11 protein-coding genes and 1 other RNA gene are annotated in these 18,819 nt (G+C 35.2%); 6 read left to right on the forward strand and 6 right to left on the reverse strand.

Going from position 1 to position 18,819, the window contains the following annotated elements; all coding sequences use genetic code 11:
• Positions 1-2 precede the first annotated feature (2 nt).
• Entirely contained in the window at positions 3-779 is a 777-nt protein-coding gene (locus J6569_RS07820) for an MtnX-like HAD-IB family phosphatase (protein ID WP_202983973.1), read from the reverse strand.
• Between the two features lie 110 nt (positions 780-889).
• Between J6569_RS07820 and J6569_RS07825 the strand changes: the two genes are divergently transcribed.
• The 3 genes from J6569_RS07825 (at position 890) to glnS (ending at position 4,897) form a co-directional block, all read left to right on the forward strand.
• Positions 890-1,618 (forward strand): winged helix-turn-helix domain-containing protein, encoded by a 729-nt coding sequence (locus tag J6569_RS07825; protein WP_034914270.1) that lies wholly within the window; start codon positions 890-892, stop codon positions 1,616-1,618.
• The gene (locus J6569_RS07830) at positions 1,615-2,958 is read left to right on the forward strand and encodes an ATP-binding protein (RefSeq protein ID WP_174799347.1); all 1,344 of its coding nucleotides are present in this window, start codon (positions 1,615-1,617) and stop codon (positions 2,956-2,958) included. The genes J6569_RS07825 and J6569_RS07830 overlap by 4 nt, the downstream gene beginning before the upstream one ends.
• A gap of 262 nt (positions 2,959-3,220) precedes the next feature.
• Positions 3,221-4,897 (forward strand): glutamine--tRNA ligase, encoded by a 1,677-nt coding sequence (glnS, locus tag J6569_RS07835; RefSeq protein ID WP_296318183.1) that lies wholly within the window; start codon positions 3,221-3,223, stop codon positions 4,895-4,897.
• Positions 4,898-5,096: 199 nt separating this feature from the next.
• Here the strand turns inward: glnS and J6569_RS07840 are convergent, their stop codons facing one another.
• Together J6569_RS07840 and J6569_RS07845 are read right to left on the reverse strand one after the other, a co-directional pair.
• Positions 5,097-6,467, reverse strand: a complete 1,371-nt coding sequence (locus J6569_RS07840; protein ID WP_174799349.1) for a DUF3999 family protein — start codon at positions 6,465-6,467, stop codon at positions 5,097-5,099.
• A gap of 129 nt (positions 6,468-6,596) precedes the next feature.
• Positions 6,597-9,593, reverse strand: a complete 2,997-nt coding sequence (locus J6569_RS07845; protein ID WP_296318184.1) for a DUF2339 domain-containing protein — start codon at positions 9,591-9,593, stop codon at positions 6,597-6,599.
• 623 nt (positions 9,594-10,216) lie between these two features.
• On the opposite strand from J6569_RS07845, the gene purL reads away from it, so the two are divergent.
• On the forward strand, positions 10,217-14,119 hold the full coding sequence (gene purL / locus J6569_RS07850; RefSeq protein WP_296318185.1) for a phosphoribosylformylglycinamidine synthase: 3,903 nt from the start codon (positions 10,217-10,219) through the stop codon (positions 14,117-14,119).
• A gap of 55 nt (positions 14,120-14,174) precedes the next feature.
• On the opposite strand, the gene J6569_RS07855 is transcribed toward purL, so the two are convergent.
• A complete protein-coding gene (locus J6569_RS07855) occupies positions 14,175-15,260 on the reverse strand; it encodes a 3-deoxy-7-phosphoheptulonate synthase (protein ID WP_296318186.1) in 1,086 nt (361 codons plus the stop codon).
• A 398-nt stretch (positions 15,261-15,658) separates the two neighbouring features.
• Here J6569_RS07855 and J6569_RS11275 point away from each other — a divergent pair, with 398 nt between their 5' ends.
• Positions 15,659-15,832, forward strand: coding sequence for an NAD(P)-dependent oxidoreductase (locus J6569_RS11275; protein WP_174799363.1), 174 nt, complete (start codon positions 15,659-15,661; stop codon positions 15,830-15,832).
• 287 nt (positions 15,833-16,119) lie between these two features.
• Positions 16,120-16,484: a transfer-messenger RNA gene (gene ssrA, locus J6569_RS07860) on the forward strand.
• A 546-nt stretch (positions 16,485-17,030) separates the two neighbouring features.
• Here the strand turns inward: ssrA and J6569_RS07865 are convergent.
• Together J6569_RS07865 and J6569_RS07870 are read right to left on the reverse strand one after the other, a co-directional pair.
• Positions 17,031-17,993: an aldo/keto reductase gene (locus J6569_RS07865; protein ID WP_296300533.1), complete on the reverse strand. Its 963-nt coding sequence runs from the start codon at positions 17,991-17,993 to the stop codon at positions 17,031-17,033.
• A gap of 407 nt (positions 17,994-18,400) precedes the next feature.
• Positions 18,401-18,819: EF-Tu/IF-2/RF-3 family GTPase (locus J6569_RS07870; RefSeq protein ID WP_366941250.1), on the reverse strand; the 419-nt coding region annotated here is incomplete at its 5' end.

The following is an 18,819-nucleotide window of genomic DNA, read 5'->3' on the forward strand; positions in this document are numbered from 1 at the left end:
CTTTATTTTACCATCATGACAGGGATAACGGCATGTTGTGCCCGTTTTAATGCCGAGGTTACATCTGCGAAACTAGTAATCTTACAATGTTCAATTTTATTTTTTTCACAATAATTAACTAACTTGTCTTTGGCAAAAACGAAATCAACATTATGTGATACGCAATAGTCTGATGTACCGTCACCAACATATAATATTTGCGAAAAGTGCTGTTGTTTTTTTACATGATTACATTTGCAATTGCCACTTTGCTTAATACAGTCCTTGTTTGCGTAAGGAAACTCAAGGCGCCAGCTGCGTGCGTTATTATGCATTAATTTATTAGCAAAAATTGGTAAATGTTCAATACCATGACGTTTTAAAATAAACTCAATGGCATAATCTAAACCGTCGCTGACCACATGAACGGGAATATTGTTCTGTTCGGTATAATGAATAAAAGCTTTAAAATCCATGTCTATTTCAATTTGTGATAAAACTTGATTGAGTTCATCTAAGCTTGCATCCATTAATGCAATTTGTTTACTCATACATTCTTGAGAGCCAATTTTACCGTTAACCCACAATTCTTCAAGCTCATCACAACCATTTTGACCAAAGTGGCTTAGTAAAGTATCGGTGACATCTTTAACACTAATCGTACCATCAAAATCACACAAAACAATTGGCGTGTGATTTTGTGGATAAGATGGATGAAAAAGATGGTTCGCTATTGATGAAAAAGTATTCATTTTGATAAAAAATAGTCTATTTATAGATATTGGCGTAAATTCTCTCATAGAGTTGCTATAAACTTTGTAGCCTCTTTGTATATATTTTGTAACGGGAAAAAAATTATCTGTATAATGAGGTATCTCTAGGTACAAGCTACAGTAATCGAGAACAGATAATGAGTGAACGTATATTAATCATTGAAGATGATCAGCGCTTAGCTAATTTAATTCAAGTTTATCTAATTCGGCAAGGATATCTTGTTGAATGGCATAATAGTGGAGAAGGGGCAGAAGAAAAGATTCAACAACTTAATCCCGATCTAGTTATTTTAGATGTAATGTTACCTGTAAAAACAGGTTTTGATATTTGTCGAGATATTCGTACATGGTTTAGTAATTTTATACTGATCATGACAGCAAGTGAAGATAATATTGATGAAATTGTTGGGCTTGAATTGGGAGCGGATGATTATTTAGCAAAACCAGTTGAACCCAGATTATTACTAGCGCGAATACGAGCTTTATTACGACGGAAACAGATAGAAACCGACAAAGACAATACGAAAGAGTTTGTTTTACCACAGAATAATAAAACTTTAATATTTGATAATCTAGTCATAGACGGTGAAAACCGAAAAGTACTCTTGCACGAGCAAGAAATTGATTTAACCACAGCCGAATTCGATCTGCTATGGTTGCTTGCTTATAATGCGGGAACTATTCTTTCTCGAGATGATATTTTTTCTCAAGTAAGAGGGATCGATTTTGATGGTAGCGATCGTTCTATTGATGCTCGTGTTTCAAGACTTCGTCGTAAATTACTCGATGATCCAGATAATCCGTCTCGCATAAAAACAGTGCGAGGAAAAGGCTACTTATTTATGCGAGAAGGAGAAAATCATTGAGTCAATTATTAGCCAAGCCGCTATTTTTTAATCGCCGTATTGTATTTTATCTAGTTATTTTACTTTTATTGCAAAGTATTATTGCTTATGGGGCTTTATTGGTTTTTGATTCATTACCTTCATCATTAACCGATATGCCAGATGATCATGTTGTATTTCGTGAATCTCAACGAGGTACAGTGAATCTGATTCGTATGCAAATTAAAGAACATAAAGATCGACCCCTTCAAGAAGTGGTTAATGAATTGCAACCTTATTTTGGCTACCCTATCGAAGTGTTACCAATTAACACACCGTTACCTGATACTGTGCTTAATGAGTTAAAAAAACTTGGTTTTTCTTATGATGGTGATAATGAGATTGTTTATATAGATTTAAAAGATGGCAATTTGCTTCAATTAGGCCCGATTGTAATGCGGGATATTTTGGCATCCAATACCATGTCCTTGACCATCTTTCTTGTTATTTGGGCTTTGTTTAGTGCTATTGTTTTTTTTATTTTAATTTATATGGCTTTTAGTGCCGTATGGAAGGATCTAGTTAATATCAGACAAACTGCCGAGCAGTTAGGGCAAGGTAATTTAAAAGCCCGAACCGAAAATGTTAAAGGTTGGTTATTTAAGCCGCTAGCAAATGTTTTAAATAATATGGGAACGCATATTGAACATCTAGTTGGTACCAATCAAACAATCTCTCATGCGATGGCTCATGAATTACGTACACCTCTTGCCCGTATGCGATTTGAACTTAGTATGCTTGAAGAGTCTACCGATGAAAAAGAGAGATTTTTGCTACAAAAAGGCATGAGTGATGATATTAATGAACTTGAGACATTAATCAATGCTAGTTTAAATTACTTTAAAATGCAGCAAAGCAATGTTGAATTAAACTTCACGAGGGTATCATTAAAACAGTGGAGTGAAAAAGTTTGCCAATCCTTAACATTATTTAAACCAAAAGGATTTGAACTAACTTGTAATAGCCAAGATGCATATGCAATGATTGATACTAATTTAGTTGAAACCATAGTTAAAAATTTGTTACTAAATGCTTTTAAGTATGCAGCACATAAAGCAGTTTTGAATATCACAAAACAAGAAAATCGAGTCATTCTTGAAATCGATGATGATGGTGTGGGCATTCCCTTTGATGCACGTGAAAAGATTTTTATGCCTTTTGCAAGACTTGATACGAGCCGAACTCGATCAACTGGAGGTTATGGACTCGGTTTAGCTTATGTAAAACTAATGGCAGAATTTCATAATGGTAAAGCCTTTGTTGTCACTAGCCCACTAGGTGGAGCAAGATTTGTGGTTTCATTGAAATCGGGTGATGAATAAAAATAATTAGTTGTATTTTTAGCGAAAACCGTCAGGTAGAGCTTTTATTTTATTTAATTTTTTATTTTTGTGTTTTTGCTAAAAAGATATGTTTTTTTGTTAAAAATAGCAGGGTTTAATCAAAGACTAATTTTGTCGATGGGAATCGTCTGTTTTCCATTTCAGAAATAAGAAAAATTTGTTATATTCGTTACATAATAAGCAATAATATAGCAAATATTCTCAATTTGTTATTAATAAATATATCACCAGAGGTTTTTTTATGAGCGGTTCATTACCGAGCGAAACAGATAATCGTCCATCTAATTTTATTCGCCAAATTATTGATGCTGATTTAGCAGCAGGAAAGTATAAAACTACGCACACACGTTTTCCTCCAGAGCCTAATGGTTATTTACATATTGGTCATGCTAAATCAATATGTTTAAATTTCGGTATTGCGCAAGATTATAAAGGTAAATGTAATTTACGTTTTGACGATACTAATCCAGCTAAAGAAGATATAGAGTATGTTGACTCGATTAAAGAAGATGTCCGTTGGTTAGGGTTTGAATGGGATGGTGAAATTTGTTACTCATCTGACTATTTCGACCAATTATATGAATATGCTATTGAGCTAATCAATAAAGGACTTGCTTATGTTGACGAGCTTTCAGCTGATGAAATCCGTGAATATCGAGGAACACTTACTCAACCGGGTAAAAATAGCCCTTATCGTGATCGTAGCATCGATGAAAATTTAGCGCTTTTTACCCAAATGAAAGAGGGCAAATTTGCCGAAGGAAAAGCATGTCTGCGTGCTAAAATTGACATGGCATCACCATTTATTGTGATGCGAGATCCAGTATTATATCGTATTAAATTTGCAGAACATCACCAAACAGGTAATAAATGGTGTATTTATCCAATGTACGATTTCACCCACTGTATTTCTGATGCGATCGAAAATATTACCCATTCGCTTTGTACACTTGAATTCCAAGACAATCGCCGTTTATACGACTGGGTATTAGATAATATTACAATCGAGGCACGACCTCATCAGTATGAATTTTCAAGATTAAATCTTGAATATGCGATTACTTCAAAACGTAAATTAAATTTACTTGTTTCAGAAAAAATTGTTGATGGTTGGGATGATCCGCGTATGCCGACTGTTTCAGGTTTACGTCGTCGTGGTTATACACCAGCTTCGATCCGTGAATTTTGCCGTCGAATTGGTGTGACAAAACAAGAAAATACCGTAGAAATGAGTACCCTTGAGTTTTGTATTCGCGAAGATCTTAACGAAAATGCGCCTCGTGCTATGGCGGTGCTTGATCCAGTTAAAGTTGTCATTGAAAACTTCTCGGATACTATTGATGAAGTGCTTAGTATGCCAAATCATCCAAATCGTCCTGAGCTGGGTCATCGAGAAGTCACTTTCACTCGTGAAATCTATATTGATCGTGCGGATTTTCGAGAAGAAGCCAACAAAAATTACAAACGTTTAGTATTAGGTAAAGAAGTGCGATTGCGTAATGCCTATGTGATTCGAGCAAATCGAGTTGAAAAAGATGCCGAAGGTAATATTCAAACGATTTATTGTAGTTATGATCCAGCAACCTTAAATAAAAATCCTGAAGATGGTCGTAAAGTCAAAGGTGTAATTCATTGGGTTTCAGCTAAATTTGCAAAACCAGCCGAAATTCGCCTGTATGATCGTCTATTTAATACGCCAAACCCAGGTGCAGCAGAGGAATTTTTATCAACCATTAATCCTACTTCGTTAGTGATTAAGCAAGGTCTTGTTGAACCTAGTTTACAAAAAGCTCAGGCGGGGAAAGCTTATCAATTTGAACGAGAAGGTTATTTTTGTTTAGATAGCAAGTTTGCAACTGAAGATAAGCTAGTGTTTAACCGAACCGTAGGGTTAAGAGATAGCTGGAACGAAGCGTAATTTAATATGCTACAATTCGCCGGCTTAAGTCGGCGAATGTTTGTTACCACAATGACTTAAGCCAAAATCAAAGCCTTTTATTGTCTCTATCATCTTATCTAATTAAAAATTATCAGTATTTAGATGTGTGGTGCACTCAATGGAGTAAATTTCTATTAAGTGCTTATTTCTAGTCATTTTTATATTTTAGCTTTCATTTTTATGACTTTTTAACTTCGTTAAGTAATTTTAATGCAATAATAATTAATATGATAGCGCCAATAACTAAGCTAACCCAAATTAACCATTTAGGTAAAATTGAATCTCTTGTCGGATCATTATTTGCTTGGGATAATACTTTTTTACCTGCTAGTTTAATATTTTCACCAACAAAGGCTTGTGGCACATCAACTACAGATATTGAATCTGAAAGTAATGCTTTTTCACTTAACGATGCAGACGTTGCTTTTGCTGATCCCCAAGCTAAAATGAAGGGACCATTATTGGCGCTATTAAAAACAACACTCATGCGATTGCGGTAAGCTGTTAGTTGTGGTGCTTCATCAAAGCTTGCGTTGATGGCTTTAATTTTTACTTGTTTAATAATTAATCCAGCACTGATATGTTGGCTATGATCATTGCTATCTATGTTTCGAATAATATAGTCATCAAGTTTATGCCATGTTTTATCTTTGTCATCGGTTTTATAATAGATGCTAGTAGGTAAAACCATACGTGGGTTTTGTAGCTTAATTGATAACTCTCTAACTGGTTGAGGTGATGGTAACTGATAAGTTGCTTCTTGACCATCTGATGATGTTAGTTCGAAGTTAATTGGGAAAAGAGCTAATTTTGGTGTTTCTTTTCTTGAAGTAAATTCAATTTTTTTGACGTTAGGAACTGTGGATTGATCTGACTTTAATAATAAAATCCAATAGCGTGCTTTGTAATTAGTGTTTGTTGGTATATCAATTGTATTTACTCTAAGTGACTGATTACTATTGTTATCAGTCAAAGACATCATTGGAACATTATTGAGTGCAGTTTGCCAATTACTTAAATCTTGGCTATAAAGCAATTTAGCAATTGCTTGCCAATTTTGATTTTCAGCTACATCAAAATCAATGGATAAACGACTTATGGCTTGTTCTAACTTAACATTTTCGGGAATTTGCAATAAATACCTTGCGGTATAGTCACCTTGGCTATTTGCTTTATCGAGATAGATTTGAACATCTTTATTGTTGATATTGATATTATACTGTTCAATCGCCATTTTGCTTTGATCTTCATCTTTGTTTTCATTTAACGCGTAAATAGCCACTGGAAAAGTTTGATTATTATCACTTTGCTGATAAACATTGACTAATGCATAAGGTACAGGCTGACCTTTTTGGTTAAAAATGCGAATATCATCTAATGAACTTGATAATGTTTGTGTATAAACATCATGAGTCAGTTCTATTCTGCTATACATGCTAGTATCGTTGGAGATATCAATCATGGCACCATAGGCATACTGGTTAGTTTTGTCTATCGCTTGGCTAAATCCACTTATTAATAACAGCGAACTCAATAGAAATTTTTTCATAATTTTTTATCCATAATAATCAATGACATTCACGAATTTTTATTTATTGTTATATTAAACTGAATGATATTATCAGAATGATTTCTGAAAACGTCATTGTTAAACTTAAACCTATTTTTTATAGTGTATTTATTCATCAGTATCACCATTTTTTAACTTAGGCGGTAATGGTGCTAAATACCCAATTAACAGCATTAATAACGCAACACCAATAAAGGCAAATGCACGAAGTAATCCATCAAGCTCACGGATATCTACAAATATTAATTTAATAATAACGATCACTTGAATAAATTCACCGCTATACCATATTTTCCGAAGTGAATAACGGTGTCCAATAGTCACCAATATTACTGCAGTTAACATCCAAAGTAATGATGCAGTCATTTGGACAATATTATTGTGCCATAAAGAATTAGCTGTCCAAGATATGTCAAACATTTGGCTTAAGCAGCGTAAAACGATACTGTTTCCCCAGAAAAAGGTTAAAACAATTAAAGGCACTAGAACCATATTAGGTAATGGTATTTTAAAGCTTGCAAGATTCATTATCCTGCTATTTAGTTGTAAATGGTTTATTGCAAGTTTTAACCAAACGCTAAACATCATTAAAGCAAAGATTGCACTTTCTTCAAGTGGATTAATGATAGGAACATAATTCCAATAAATGATTTGACCACTCATACCAAGCCCAACTATTAAATAAAATCCTAAATAGATAACAACAGGTAATAAACCTATCATCCAATAAGATTTAATTAATGATATTGTGGTCATAATTTGGCGTTTAATCAGTATATAAAATAGTAGAATAATGCTGCTAGCAATAGTTGCAGTTACACTCCATTTTATTACTTCGTATCCCCATGGTAATTGATTAAGTAAATGAGTAGATTCTCGTGTTATCCAGTATAAAATCATCCAAAATAAACTGATGTGTAACATATCAAATAAACGATAAATATTTTGTTTATTTATTTTAAAACTACGATTTACAATACTGTTTGTGATAAGTGCCTTTCCAATATGTAAATAATAGTAAGCACTAACAAAGGCTATGATCCAAACCACGCTCCAAATGCCAGAGTTTAATAAATAGTAGGATTCGGCATAGCTTTTAAATAAAGCTAGTAATATCATTAGCCATAAGGTTAACCCAGAATAACAGAGCTGATGCCAATTGATTTTTTTCCCAACGATATACCATAGCCATGAAGAAAAAGTGAAGCATAATAAAATTGGTAATACTTTTGGTGTTGTATTGTCAATATGTAAATAAATACTTGATAAAATCCATATTACCCAAAATATAACAGCAACAGCGATAAACATCGTTTTAAGTAAATTATTTGTATTAATTCTACAACCATAGCAATGCCATAAACAGGCATTCACTAGCAAAATGGCACTTATAATACCAAGTAGTAGTGTAAGCGAGCTCGGATTTAATTGTTCATATTCGAAAGATATACAAGCTGAAACAATACCAAATAATGTAATTGCGACACCTAATAAAGCAGTACGATAATGTTTTTGCGAAAGCATAATCCAACTTAATGCTGTTCCTTCAAATAACCAAATTGTGGCAGTCCAATTGGCACTAAAGGCAAGTGGAATAGCCAACGTACTAAATGATAGACCAATGGCCAAGCCATAAAGCGAGATTTTTTTTGCTGAAGATTTCAACAAGCGCAGAATGAAATAAGAGCCAATAATATAAAACAGACCAAATGCCAATGATGAAAATGCAGGTCCAAATTCCCACTGATTGGTAATAGAATATTGTAATGCAAAACCGGATAACGGTGTGCCAAATAGTAAAATTAAATCAATAGCATTTTGATTATGTTCTTTATTAAAACTTCGAACCGAGAATAAAACAGCTAAAATACCATAAATTAACATATTGGCGATGATAAATATTTGGCATTCAATGTAAAACCCAGGGCGGAAATTACTCATTCCCCATAGTAGAGATATTACAAAGGTGAATAAAAATCCTAATAAATTAAGTATTCGCCAAGACTGCCAGATGCTAACAACTAAAATAGCACTGGAAATCATCAAATAATAACTAAATAAAGCAATATGATTGCCTGAACCATTGGATAGTAAAATCGGTGTCACATAACCGCCGATACAGGCTATAATTGCTAGACTCATAGCTCTTTGCAAAATGGAAAATAAAATGCTTGTTGAGCAAATAATTAACAAAATAGCAAACGTAATTAACATAGGTACAAGTTCGTATAACCTATAGGCGGCAAATATGGTCAGATATAAAATAGCAAAGGCACCGCCTTGTAATATTAAGGCGTAGATTTCTCGTTTATGTCTTAATTTCCAACCGATTCCTAACAAAACAAAACCTAATACTAAGGTTCCTAAGATTCTGATCTCAGGTGAAATATAATCATGTTCAATACTGTATTTAAATAGATAGGTTAGACCTAAAAATAAGATCACAATAGCAATTTTGGCAATTACATTGCCTTTAATTAACCAATTAAAAAAAATAAATAACGGATTGGGTCCAGTATTTGTAACTGGTCTGTATTGTGGGTTAAATGGATCTGCTGTTTGTAATGCAGCTTCATCAAGATTGATTTTTTCTTGTTCTGGAGTTTCTATCGCCAGAGATTCGCTAGCTAATGTTGGTAACTCTTCTTCCTGACTGAATTCTTGATATTGAGAATCGGGTTGTTCTACTGTTACTGAATCAAGTTGCATATTTTCTTGTAACAGGGCGGGTTCATTTTGCTCATTAAGTTGCAAAAGTCCATCGTTTAAATGGTTATTATTAGCTGCACAAGGTAAAGAAATTTCGGTTGGAGGCTCTATTTGAACAGCAATATCCGCTGTTTCTTCAGTAGTATTGCTATTTGAATATTCAAATTGCGAATTAGTATTATCGTGCTCAATATCCTCTTTTTCATCTGAATTTTCTTCTAACTCAGCCGAACTATTTTGTTGATAAAGTTGTTCTTTGAGTGATAAAAGGACCTCTTGTACCTCTGTTAACTGAATTCTTAACCGGACAATTTGATCTTTCAAACTAAAAAGATTAATAAATGCCACTATAATTATTACTACTGCGAAGAAGAAGAAATAAAAAAGAAATTCCATTCTAATTTTTCCTTATATTTTTTATTTCATGATTACTTATTTGTTTTTATAGTTAATTAAAATAATAAGTTAGTATTTTGCTGATGAACAGTAAATCAGTAATTAATCAATAAATCAATATGTTTGAATAAACTATCATTAGAGTAACTTGATAATAATTTGTTTTTTTATTTAAAATTTTAGTTAATTGAAATTTCTTTGCTAAAATTTAACAGTTAAATGAAATATAAAAGCTTTAGTACTAAATATCTTATAAATGCTTGATTTCACTAAAAACGCTTAAATAAAAATTTAATAAAATCAATGCTCTACCTGAATGATTTTAGAGTAAAAAGCTTTTCCATAACACAGCAAGGTCAATATACCTATCTTATTCCTGTATCAAAATATCCTAATCCTTACACTTAATTTATTTCACTTACCAAAATAGATCCAATTCTTGGTAAAAAATAATTTTCTATCATATTGATTTTGTTTTTCTTTTTTAGTTATTTCTTTTGGTTGAAAAACAGACTTTTTATCTATCTCTTGATTAACTGTATTTAATATAGCCACATCGTGCGCTTTCTTTTATAATATTGTCTTATTTCTTCTCTATTTTTAGCTTAAAAAGAGTAATTTTCATGAAAATTTTAGCTGGTTGCTCGGCCTTATCTGCATTTCGTATTAATAAAATATTATCTACTTGTTGTGAAAAATCTATTCCTGTTATCGATATTGAAGCCCAATATCTGCATTTTGTTGATTTGGTTGGCGAGTTGACGGCTGAACAACAGTTAACGTTAGATAAATTATTACAATACGGTCCAAAAAATGCACAAATCAATGTTAAACAAACGGCTAGTAAGCAACTCTTTTTAGTGGCGCCAAGAGTGGGAACGATTTCGCCTTGGTCATCAAAAGCAACTGATATTGTACATAATTGCGGTTTATCACAGATTCGCCGTATCGAGAGGGGGATTGCTTATTATGTGCAAGTAAGTTCAGAATTAACCGATTGGCAAAAAAACGATTTTATAGCATTAATTCATGATCGCATGATGGAAGCGGTCTTTAGCCATGTTGATCAAGCCGAGCAGTTATTTCATGTTGAATCACCTGCACCAGTTACAACCATTGATTTATTAGGTCAGGGGCGTGCGGCATTAGATGAGGCTAATCTTAAATTAGGTTTGGCGTTAGCATCTGATGAGATTGATTATTTAGTTGAGAACTTTAAAAAACTAAATCGTAATCCTACTGATATTGAGCTTTATATGTTTGCACAAGCCAATTCTGAGCATTGTCGTCACAAGATTTTTAATGCCGATTGGGTTATTGATGGGGTAAAGCAGCCTAAATCACTGTTTAAGATGATCAAAAATACTTTTGAACACACTCCTGATTATGTTTCGTCCGCTTATAAAGATAATGCCGCAGTGATGGATGGTTCAATCGTTGGGCGCTTTTTTGCGGATAATGAGAATAAAACCTACTGCTATCATCAAGAATATGCAGATATTTTAATGAAAGTTGAAACACATAATCATCCAACAGCTATATCACCTTGGCCGGGTGCGGCAACGGGCAGTGGAGGTGAGATTCGTGATGAAGGGGCAACTGGTCGAGGTGCTAAACCTAAAGCCGGTTTAGTAGGGTTTTCAGTTTCTAATTTACGTATTCCTAATTTTGAACAACCTTGGGAGCAAAATTTTGGTAAGCCTGATCGCATTGTGAGCGCCTTTGATATTATGATGGATGGCCCTTTAGGTGGTGCGGCGTTTAATAATGAATTTGGTCGTCCGGCTTTGTTAGGGTATTTCCGTACTTATGAAGAAAAGGTTAACAGCCATAATGGCGAGGAGCTTCGAGGTTATCATAAACCGATTATGTTAGCTGGTGGTATGGGTAATATTCGCCGTGAACATATCCAAAAAGGTGAGTTTCCAGCGGGCTCTAAACTGATTGTGTTAGGTGGCCCTGCTATGAATATTGGCTTAGGTGGTGGGGCGGCTTCGTCTATGGCGTCGGGTCAGTCTGATGCTGATTTGGATTTTGCTTCTGTTCAGCGTGATAATCCTGAAATGGAGCGCCGTTGTCAGGAAGTTATCGATCGCTGTTGGCAACTTGGTGAAGATAATCCTATCTTATTTATTCATGATGTTGGTGCTGGAGGTTTGTCTAATGCAATGCCTGAACTTGTTAGCGATGGTGGGTGTGGCGGTCAGTTTGAGCTTCGTAAAATACTTAACGATGAACCAGGTATGTCACCACTAGAAGTTTGGTGTAATGAATCGCAAGAGCGTTATGTGCTTGCGATTCATCCCGATAAATTGGCATTATTTGCTGAACTTTGTCAGCGTGAGCGTGCACCTTATGCGGTGATTGGTGAGGCGACCGTCAATAAGGCGGTTACCTTGCATGATGAGCATTTTAATAATCATCCTATCGATTTGCCATTAGATGTGCTACTTGGTAAAACGCCTAAAATGCAACGTGATGTTAAAACTTATCAAGCACATGGTGATAATTTTTCAACGTCTGAAATTAATTTATATGATGCGGTCAAACGTGTTCTACATTTGCCAACCGTTGCCGAAAAGACCTTTTTAATTACCATTGGCGATCGTTCAGTGACGGGTATGGTTGCTCGTGATCAAATGGTCGGACCTTGGCAAGTACCGGTTGCTGATTGTGCTGTGACTACTGCAAGTTTGGATAGTTATTATGGTGAGGCTATGTCAATCGGTGAGCGTGCGCCAGTTGCGTTACTTAATTTTGCTGCATCAGCAAGGCTTGCAGTTGGCGAGGCAATTACTAATATTGCCGCAACCAATATTGGTAATATCAAACGGATTAAGCTTTCAGCTAACTGGATGGCGGCGGCAGGACATCCGGGCGAAGATGCTGGGCTTTATGAGGCTGTTAAAGCTATTGGTGAAGAGCTATGCCCAGCTTTAGGGCTTGCGATTCCTGTTGGTAAAGATTCGATGTCCATGAAAACGACATGGCAACAAGATGGTGAGCAACAAACCATGACTTCACCATTATCATTGGTGATTTCAGCATTTGCCCGTGTTGAAGATGTGCGTAAAACAGTGACACCACAATTGCGTACTGATCAGGATAATACATTATTGTTGGTTGATTTATCGAAAGGCCATCAAGCACTAGGTGCCACCGCACTAGCCCAAGTGTATCGTCATTTAGGGCAAAAAACAGCGGATGTCCATGATCCTAAAGAGCTGCTTGCTTTTTATAATGCGATTCAGGCTTTAGTAAGCCAAAATGCTTTGCTTGCTTATCATGATCGTTCTGATGGTGGACTGTTTGTGACATTGGCTGAAATGGCTTTTGCTGGACATTGTGGTGTTGATGTAGATATTGCCTCGTTAGGCCATGATGTGATTGCTTCGTTATTTAATGAAGAATTAGGTGCGGTTATTCAAGTATCTAATAATCGTTTAGATGATGTGATGGCTTGCTTTAAGCAGTTTGGCTTATCTCATGCAGTTCATGTTCTTGGTAGTGCTAAAACTGGTCAACAAATTATTGTACGTGATAACTCGGCTACGGTATACAGTGAATCACGCTTAACCTTGAGAACATGGTGGGCGCAAACGACATGGCAAATGCAACGTTTACGTGATAATCCTCAATGTGCAGATCAAGAACATCAAGCTAAACAAAATGAAGATGATCCAGGATTAAATGTGCACCTAACTTTTGATCTGCAAGCCGATATTGCAGCACCTTATATTGCTAAAGGAACAAGACCAAAAGTCGCTGTTTTACGTGAGCAAGGCGTTAATTCACACGTTGAAATGGCGGCAGCATTTGATAGAGCTGGCTTTGAGGCAATCGATGTTCATATGACAGATTTACTTTCTGGTCGAATTACACTTAGTCAATTTAGTACACTGGTTGCTTGTGGTGGCTTCTCTTATGGTGATGTTTTAGGAGCAGGTGAAGGTTGGGCTAAATCTATTTTATTTAATGAAAAAGTGCGTGATGAATTTGAACAATTCTTCCATCGCAAAGATACTTTATCGTTAGGGGTTTGTAACGGTTGTCAGATGATGTCGAATCTTAAGGATCTAATTCCGGGAGCGGGTTTGTGGCCTCGTTTTGTTCGTAATTTGTCAGAACGTTTTGAAGCTCGTTTTAGTTTAGTGCAAATTCAATCAAGCCCGTCGTTGCTATTTACTGATATGACTGGTTCGCATATGCCAATTGCTGTTTCACACGGGGAAGGACGTGTTGAAGTGGGTGATGATGTTCATTTAAGCCGTTTAGAAGCATCAGGATTAATTGCCGTACGTTATATTGACCATTTTGGCAAAGTAACGCAGCAATACCCTGCTAATCCAAATGGTTCGCCAAACGGTATTACTGCAGTGACATCTCAAGATGGACGGGCAACTATTATGATGCCACATCCAGAACGGGTATTTAGAACGGTAACTAATTCATGGCATCCTGATAACTGGGGTGAAGATAGCCCTTGGATGAGAATATTCCGTAATGCTCGTAAGCAATTAGGTTAAATAAAACAAAGATCGCCGATAATGGTGTCGGCGATATGTTTATTTATTGAGTAGTTTAAGTAGTAACTGAGTGCTTTTGTCTTTCGATAAGTGGCTGCGCTAAAATGTAATCCATTTTTCGTAATAGTGCGTCTGTTTCTTCCCAGTTAATACATGCGTCAGTCACAGATACGCCATATTTAAAGTTTTCTGGTGGTTGCTCGGAAGGCTGATTTCCTTCAAATAAGTTACTTTCAATCATTACACCAATAATCGAATTATTGCCTTTTTCTATTTGCTCGATAATGGAATTAGCAACAATAGGTTGATTTCGATAATCTTTATTTGAATTTGCATGGCTACAGTCAACCATTAAGTTAGGTAACAATCCTGCCTTTTTCATTTGTGTTTCGCACAATGCAACATTTTCAGCATCATAATTTGGTGTTTTACCGCCACGCAAAATAACATGGCCGTGTGGATTGCCTGTTGTTTGTAAAACCGTTACTTGTCCTTTTTGGTTAATTCCTACAAAACGATGAGGCATAGAGGCTGATTTCATGGCATTAATTGCAACATCTAAACTGCCATCAGTTCCATTTTTAAAACCAACAGGCATTGATAGGCCAGATGCCATTTCTCGATGCGTTTGTGATTCAGTAGTTCTTGCCCCGATTGCAGACCAACTAATTAAATCGCCAATGTATTGTGGTGTGTTGGGATCTAGTGCTTCAGTTGCAATAGGCAAGCCAATTTGAGTAATATCAAGCAGTAATTTACGGGCTTTTTTTAGTCCATGCTCAATATCAAATGAGCTATCCATGTGAGGATCGTTAATCATACCTTTCCAACCAACAGTGGTTCTTGGTTTTTCAAAATAAACACGCATGACAATAAATAAGTGATCCTTAACTTCGTCCGATAGTCTTTTTAATTTATGCGCATACTCAATTGCTGCAACAGGATCATGAATAGAGCAAGGACCACATACAATAAGCAAGCGGTGATCACGTCGCTCTAAAATATCCACAACAGTTTGGCGTGATAAGGCAATTTGGTTTTCTAAATCATGAGAAAGAGGGTAAAGCTGTTTGATTTCTTCTGGTGTGATTAACATATGTTCGTCTCGGATTCGAACATTATTTAAAGCATCTTTTAACATTTTATTTTCCTTGTTAAAATCATTTATATTTTTAAATGTAAAATAATAATTACATGTTCGGTTATTATGTAAACACAAAATTACACAATAGTAAATGAAATTTTTATTATTTATTCAATTATAATTTTTTTATCATTGTTAGTTAATTATGAATTTGGTTTAAAAAGTAAGTGTGATAACAATTCAAATAAATGTTGTAATAAAATATTTACATTTTATGGTTGTTTTTTGATGGCTATTTTATGTTGTCAACGCATAATATTCTGCTGATGATAAGGCGTTATTTGGGCTATGTATATTTATTGGAATATTTAATGATTACTTTGATATTAAGTGACATAGCTGAAAAATATTTATGTTCTGCTACTTTACCAGCTAACTTAGCCGCATGATTATATATTTTAGGCGATGTATTAGAACAAGCCAATTTTGTTGTTACCATTCTCCCATTAACCAAAAAAACTATTCAACTATTCACAAAAGAAAAATTAGCTTTAATGAAGCCTTCGGCAATACTTATTAATGATGCCTGTGAAAAATTGTTGATCAACAAGCACCGCTTGAAGTACTAAAAATAAAACGAGCAAAGCCACAGGACTTGATGCGTTTGAAGTTGAGCTACTACCTATCAATTCTCCTTTTACGACAAACATTTAAAATGTTTTATTATCACCTCAAGTCGGCTCTACAACGGCTGAAATGCGATATGTGAAGGCAAAAATATGCTGTTGATAATGTGCAGCATTAAAAGATGAAAAATTTGCTGATAGCTAGACCAACCTTGAAGCTGACTAACTTGTATTCCATTTTAAATTCACCTATAATGCCCTAATATTGTTTTTAGTTACAATTCACAATTGGGGCTGATTCTGGATTCGACGGGATTTGCGAAACCCAAGGTGCATGCCGAGGTGCGGTAGGCCTCGTAAATAAACCGCAAAAAAATAGTCGCAAACGACGAAAACTACGCACTAGCAGCTTAATAACCTGTATAGAGCCTTCTCTCCCTAGCCTCCGCTCGTAGGACGGGGATAAAGAGGAGTCAAACCCAAACGAGATCGTGTGGAAGCCTTGCTTGGGGTGGAAGCATTAAACCTAATCAAGCTAGTCTATCAGTAGCGTGTTTGTTCGCAGCGGGTAGATGAAATTCAAAAACAAACTACGCATGTAGTACCGAGGATGTAGAGATTTCGGACGCGGGTTCAACTCCCGCCAGCTCCACCACTATATTGTTTATTATAATTCAATTCTTTTATAATATTTTTATGCTTTTGGCTAACTGTGCTTCCATTTGTCTCAATTTTTGTTTGTCTATTTTATATGTACCTTATTTTTACTCATTAGAGTTGTTCAAAATAGGCAAATACACAAACTTATTTGTGGGTTTTGTCAAGATCATCAAAATAAAAAAATGAAAAAAAGACTGAATTACTTAAAAAGAGGATCTAAATTCTAAAAAAGGTTACTTTTACTCTGCCAGTCAGAAATAACAAAGTACGGGTTTATCAAAAAACAAGACGAATTCTAAACAATGGCTATCTATGTTATTTTTTGGGCTTTGATTGGGGTTATTTTTAAATGCTTGCTTGATACGTTAAAAAGAGAATGGGTATATCCTCTTTTATTGTTGGAATAAAACTAATTAGCTGTGTCAGAAAACTTAACTACTACATTAGGGAGGCACAAATTCCCCCCAAATCATACTGCTATTTATTTCATCAAATGGCTAAAAAGTTTGCTAACTTCTTCGTAATCATCTTATTTCACAAATCAAATCGCCCCAACAATACGATGCGGTATATACGGCTCTTCTAAATAAGCAATATCATCTTCCGATAACGAAACCTTAATAGCTCCAACTGCATCATCAAGATATTTAGTTTTAGTCGCTCCAATAATTGGTGCTGTCACTCCTTTAGCAAATTGCCACGCTAGTGCTATTTGTGTCATGGTTACCCCATATTTTTCGGCAAGTTCATTAACCTTTTGTACAATGCTGGTATCGGCTTTTTGCGTGCTGTCATATTTAGACTTGGCGACTTGGTCGGTTTGGCTGCGTAAGGTGTCGGCTTGCCACTCTAAACGAGCAAGTCTGCCTGCGGCTAAAGGGCTATAGGGTGTTAAAGAGACATTAAATTGTTGGCAGATAGGAATAAGCTCACGTTCGTCTTCACGATATAGTAAATTGTAGTGATTTTGCATAGAAATAAAAGGCGTCCAACCATTTTGCTTTGCCACAAGTTGCATGTTATAAAATTGGTATCCATACATAGCAGAAGCTCCTAAAGCTCTGACTTTTCCTGCCTTGACAAGATTGTGTAAAGCTTGCATTGTTTCTTCCATTGGTGTTGTATCGTCAAAGCGATGAATGATGTATAAATCAACATAGTCAGTGCCAAGTCGTTTAAGCGATCCGTCTATTTCCCTTTCAATTGCGGTTTTTGATAGGTGTCCTTCGTTAAAATAGACTTTTGTTGCCAATATGACTTTGTCGCGAGCGATATTTTTTTTGATTGCCCGTCCTAAATATTCTTCGCTTGTACCGGCAGAATAAGTGTTGGCAGTGTCAATAAAATTAATTCCTAAATCTAGTGCATGTTTAATAATTGTTTCGCTTTGATCGGGATTAAGTGTCCATGCATGCATTTTACTGGCAGGATCACCAAAACTCATACATCCTAAACAAAGACGAGACACTTTAATCTCAGAGTTGCCAAGTTGTAAATATTCCATAAAATCCTCCCTTGTAAAAATTAATTTGAATAAACTTTATCCTTCTAACAATAAGCGAATAATATATTTTCGATAAATTATTCTAACCCTTATATTTATTGAAATAAATAAGTTTCTAATTGATAGTATCATGAATTAAATTCACTAATAACAACCTTATGTATAACTGTTAATAGTAAAAGTATTAATAGACATTTAGAATAATTGGCTAAAGGCTTTCTTTTAACGGAAATATGTTCGAGGCTTGACGTTTTATAATGCTGTAGAAAATATAAGGTTACTGCGGTTAGTTAACTTTAAGTATATATGAAATTATTGATTAAAAAATAAAAAAGGCACACCTAAATGCACCTTTTTTACTGATTATAAAGAGCATCAATAGTTGCTCTTTATTACGGTAAGTTTGATTACTTAATAACTTTAGCAACAACACCCGCACCAACAGTACGACCACCTTCACGAATCGCAAAACGTAAGCCGTCTGCCATTGCGATTGGGTGAATTAATGATACTGTCATTTTGATGTTATCTCCAGGCATTACCATTTCTACACCTTCTGGTAATTCGATAGTACCAGTTACGTCAGTTGTACGGAAGTAGAACTGTGGACGGTAACCTTTGAAGAATGGAGTGTGACGACCACCTTCATCTTTACTTAAAATATACACTTCTGATTCAAAATCAGTATGTGGAGTGATTGAACCTGGTTTTGCAAGTACTTGACCACGTTCGATTTCTTCACGTTTTGTACCACGTAGTAATACACCAACGTTTTCACCTGCACGACCTTCGTCTAGCAATTTACGGAACATTTCAACACCAGTAC

This window comes from Gilliamella sp., assembly GCF_024104075.1.
GTDB lineage: Bacteria > Pseudomonadota > Gammaproteobacteria > Enterobacterales > Orbaceae > Gilliamella > Gilliamella bombi.

Excerpts from the sequence above, each read along its gene's own strand:
- J6569_RS07820 (WP_202983973.1), bottom strand. The coding sequence starts at position 779 with ATGAGAGAATTTACGCCAATATCTATAAATAGACTATTTTTTATCAAA.
- J6569_RS07825 (WP_034914270.1), top strand. The coding sequence starts at position 890 with ATGAGTGAACGTATATTAATCATTGAAGATGATCAGCGCTTAGCTAAT.
- glnS (WP_296318183.1), top strand. The coding sequence starts at position 3,221 with ATGAGCGGTTCATTACCGAGCGAAACAGATAATCGTCCATCTAATTTT.
- J6569_RS07840 (WP_174799349.1), bottom strand. The coding sequence starts at position 6,467 with ATGAAAAAATTTCTATTGAGTTCGCTGTTATTAATAAGTGGATTTAGC.
- J6569_RS07845 (WP_296318184.1), bottom strand. The coding sequence starts at position 9,593 with ATGGAATTTCTTTTTTATTTCTTCTTCTTCGCAGTAGTAATAATTATA.
- purL (WP_296318185.1), top strand. The coding sequence starts at position 10,217 with ATGAAAATTTTAGCTGGTTGCTCGGCCTTATCTGCATTTCGTATTAAT.
- J6569_RS07855 (WP_296318186.1), bottom strand. The coding sequence starts at position 15,260 with ATGTTAAAAGATGCTTTAAATAATGTTCGAATCCGAGACGAACATATG.
- J6569_RS07865 (WP_296300533.1), bottom strand. The coding sequence starts at position 17,993 with ATGGAATATTTACAACTTGGCAACTCTGAGATTAAAGTGTCTCGTCTT.